Source organism: Rahnella sp. ChDrAdgB13 (genome assembly GCF_017655185.1).
GTDB lineage: Bacteria > Pseudomonadota > Gammaproteobacteria > Enterobacterales > Enterobacteriaceae > Rahnella > Rahnella contaminans.
In genome coordinates this window covers 1-3,770 of the sequence record NZ_JAEMGT010000190.1, presented here as the reverse complement: position 1 = coordinate 3,770, position 3,770 = coordinate 1, and the positions used below count along the sequence as shown (strand labels likewise).

Below are 3,770 nucleotides of genomic sequence, written 5' to 3'. Positions count from 1 at the left end.
GTCAAAAGGGACAATGAAACCTGAGAGTCAGGGGGGCGAAACAAAGCAGATTAAAATCACCATCCCGGAACGCGCATTTATTGCAAAGGAATACCCCATTGGAAATCCCAGAGACCCTTTTGATAAAAATTTAATAGAACGTCAAATAGATGAAAGATTTAACGGATTTGATTTCCCTAATCAAATAGCAGCAAGTGTATGTGGACCTGCTGCATTTTTTTACTGTCTGCAAAAGGATCGCCCTGATGTGTATGCGCAAGCTGCCCGTGAACTTTGGCGGTACGGGAAAACTAAAATAGGTGACTTAATCATCTCGCCTAGTGAAGGTTGCCGACACCCAACAGGTACATTTTACTTTGATGACGGCAGGCCGAAGATAGCCGGTACTGACTGGATGACACTAGCTGGACTCAGGGATTCAGAGAATACCGTACTGAACTTTGATGCTCTTGATTCTCCAGTTGCAGGCATCACAATGTGGCAAACACTGACGGAATGGTTTGAAAAATCCGGTTATGAAGTGGTCTATAGTAATGTAGGGATCACCCAGGCAGGCGTTCAGGGGATCAGAGATTTAAATAAATATATAGAGCAAGGTTATAAAGTCGTAACATTAATAAACGATGGGCTTCTTGAATATAGTACAAACAAAACAACGTTACCTACGCACTGGATTGTATGGGATGGTCCGGTCACACAAGAAGCTAATGGAGACATAGCATTAAAATTATTCTCTTGGGGAAAGGTAATTAACTGGATAAAACAAAAAAAAGATTTGCAATTTTTTATCAATAGATTTTTTGGAGGGATGGTTTTCAAACCATTAAAGTAAATGAGAAAGATACTTTTTGCTTTTTCTTTGCTTCTGTTATCTGCATGTACCATGAAGGCAGATTTTAAGCCAGAAGGGGATATCCTTAATGAAGCAACTGTAGGGGCTCCTTATTATAGCCAAATAAATATATTTGGCGGAAGAGTTCTAGCTTATAATATTGATGGCAAGCAGGTAATTGCAGGAGATATTCATCCTGATAATTTAGGCCTCCATTTACAGTATTGTGATGATAAAGAACTCAATAATTGTATTCAGATTAGAGGGATACCAACAAAAGCAGGTATAGTTAAAGTACGATTACATGGCGGCTTAGGTGGCGGAATGCTTTCAAAATCAGGCGATTTCGACAAAACCTACACTATCACGATCAAAGATTCAGAAGGATCTTCTTAAGATCGTTTGAGAGGAGATCTCAGCATCGCTCATCAAGATACGAAAATCCGCTCAGAGAGCAGAGCGGTTTTCTCACATCTAAGTGGTTAAAAAACAACCTTAACGTACAATAATTTTCGATATCCAAACTGACCCCAAGAAGAATATTTCGTTACGACGCTTGAGAATGTGAAGGTGTGCCATGTCGTACCTGTTATGTTCGACACCAAAGATCCGGATTTTGAAAAGCACGGCCACATAGAGCATGTTGGCCTGCGTTATGAAAAATCGACTGGCATTATACAGACGGCAATATTAAACACGCCGATAGCTGGAACGAGCGAAAAACAGCATAAGGAAATCACAATGGCTAAATGGCTTTATAAACAAAGTACGGGCGAGCTATACCGCGATGGCAAGTTAATCGAAACAGGCTATTCCGGCATACTGACAAATAAAAATAACCCTGACCGCGAGCAGGTTCGCGGGATGGGGCCTATCCCGCGAGGAACGTGGAAAATAGGTAGCACCGGAACCAGCAAAGGCCCACTGACAATAACCCTGAACCATATCAGCGGCAACTCTTACGCGCGTGATATGCGTACATTCAGGATGCACGGTGACAAGCGTCACGGCATCAAGGGTTTCGCGTCTGAAGGCTGCATTATCATGGGTCCATCCACGCGTTTACTGGTCAGTAAAGAGCACGGTGCGATCCTTGAGGTGGTACGGTGATTCGCTGTTATGTGTTGACGCTGGCCATCTTACCCTTCGCTGGTTACGCAGCAGATACACCTGGTAGCGAATGCGCCACACGGGGCCATTATGCTGAAGAGATGCTCTTATCCGCTGTGACTAAAGAAGGCGTTAAGGGGATTGAGCGAGATAAAACGGTGGTTGAAGTGTTGAATATTTCTCCTGTTTCCGATGCGTTCGCGCATCAGCTTGCACAGGAAGATGCGAAAATCGGTAGTGGTCTTTCACTCAAAGATTACTACGGCATTTACCACGATAACGGTGCAATGAACCTAACGGCGAAATACACCTATACCAACGCGAAAGGCGCGAGCAATGTTTATATAGTCTCCAGCCTGTTAAACAACGATGAATGCTCTGTCCGATTTAATGGATATTTGACGTTGTCCCGTGAGTTCTAAAAACATAAAAAGGATCATTAATTGATCCTTTTTATCGATCAATTGTACAAAAAATGTACTTAGCGTACGTTTTCGTACGGTTGGGCTTCAGACCCCTTTAACGCAGCATGAGCACGAAAATCATCGACATGACTACGACAGGGAGGGCTAAGGACTAGGATGATGTTCTGGAACCAAAATAAGAAAGGAGAACCCGCAGCCAGCAGTGAAAAAAATCGCTTCGATCACCTACTTTCTGTGGCCGAAAAACTGCCTGTTGCGGCTCTGCCGGATCTCCTTCGCGCTATCGTGCGACCAGTTCAGAGTGACTTACTGCTGGCGGTAGCAGAAGAAGGGGCGGATTCCCGCCCGGATATGACCCCACAAGAGTTTTTCTTTGATGGACTTATCCAGGTGCAATCTTACGAGAAGATGAAAGAGGGTGAGCTGGACAGCGCTGATTATCCGTTGTCGCTGGCAAGTGACATCGTGCTGCCTTGGCCGTGGAGTTTGTCGCGTTATATCGATAACCTTTCGTACATCGGAACCCATAAGGGGAGCCCGTGGAAGCAGGATAAAATCAACCATTACGTTGACCTGTGGTTGCCGTGGCGAATTGGCTTCGTTCGTGGCGGCAACCATTCCATTACGGCGGGCATTCTGGCCGGGGAAGGGACCGTGATCCCGGATCACGTTTACGATATGTCCTACATGTTTGAGCTGGTCCGAGCGGATGGCGTTCACTGGTTTGTTGACGGCCAGAAAACCGAAGCTGTGAAATCCGGGCGGTCAGCTGCGGTGTTTGAGATAGGACGTTTAATCGCTGAAGGAGAAAATAATGGGTGATCAAATAACTAATTTAGAATGGGAAAAACTCTCACCAGATAATTTTGAAACAGCCTCTTTGTTGCGGGCTGTTGATGCTATCGATGATTTACGCGGTGTTTTTAATGATGGTGATTATTCAGCGCCGCCGCAAATCAGAACAGATTTACTTAGGCTCCATGAAATAGCGATGGCGGTGATCAACGCAGGTTCACGTAGACGGGTTCCCGCATTATTTGAGCTGGCAAGCGACCTGGACGAACAAATATCCCACCTCGTAAATAGGCTTGATGAAGTTCAGGATACCCTAACCCAACTGATGGGTCTTTATCCTGAAAGTCTTTATTACGATGATATTGAAGGGGATGAGGGATAACAGAAATTTCGGCGGTTCCGGCGTAGAAACCCATATTGCCTTATTTTCGCATTTTATTCCGTGCGGCGCGTGGGAAGCGATCTACATTCTGGATGGGCTTACCAAAAATAATTCAGATATTCAGCCCGATATTTTACACGGCGATACGCAGGCACAGAGTGCGCCCGTTTACGGGCTGGCTTTCCTGTTAGGCATTAAACTGATGCCCAGAGTCCGGAACTGGAAA

6 protein-coding genes and 1 pseudogene are annotated in these 3,770 nt (G+C 45.0%); all 7 read left to right on the top strand.

From position 1 onward, the window contains the following. On the top strand, positions 1–832 hold an 832-nt coding region (locus J8X26_RS26370), incomplete at its 5' end, for a hypothetical protein (protein WP_208952491.1). Positions 833–883: 51 nt separating this feature from the next. Beyond that, positions 884–1,228: a hypothetical protein gene (locus J8X26_RS26365; RefSeq protein WP_244370880.1), complete on the top strand. Its 345-nt coding sequence runs from the start codon at positions 884–886 to the stop codon at positions 1,226–1,228. Between the two features lie 195 nt (positions 1,229–1,423). Further along, entirely contained in the window at positions 1,424–1,942 is a 519-nt protein-coding gene (locus J8X26_RS26360; protein ID WP_374101310.1) for a DUF2778 domain-containing protein, read from the top strand. Next, positions 1,939–2,364, top strand: coding sequence for a Shiga toxin A subunit (locus tag J8X26_RS26355; RefSeq protein ID WP_307803522.1), 426 nt, complete (start codon positions 1,939–1,941; stop codon positions 2,362–2,364). The genes J8X26_RS26360 and J8X26_RS26355 overlap by 4 nt, the downstream gene beginning before the upstream one ends. Before the next feature lie 159 nt (positions 2,365–2,523). Continuing rightward, positions 2,524–3,189, top strand: a complete 666-nt coding sequence (locus tag J8X26_RS26350) for a DUF6710 family protein (RefSeq protein ID WP_208952489.1) — start codon at positions 2,524–2,526, stop codon at positions 3,187–3,189. Beyond that, complete coding sequence (locus J8X26_RS26345) at positions 3,182–3,544, top strand: transposase (protein WP_208952488.1); 363 nt, start codon at positions 3,182–3,184, stop codon at positions 3,542–3,544. Before J8X26_RS26350 ends, J8X26_RS26345 begins: the two co-directional genes overlap by 8 nt. Positions 3,545–3,572: 28 nt before the next feature. Beyond that, a pseudogene (locus J8X26_RS26340) lies at positions 3,573–3,770 on the top strand (Tn3 family transposase); the annotation flags it as partial.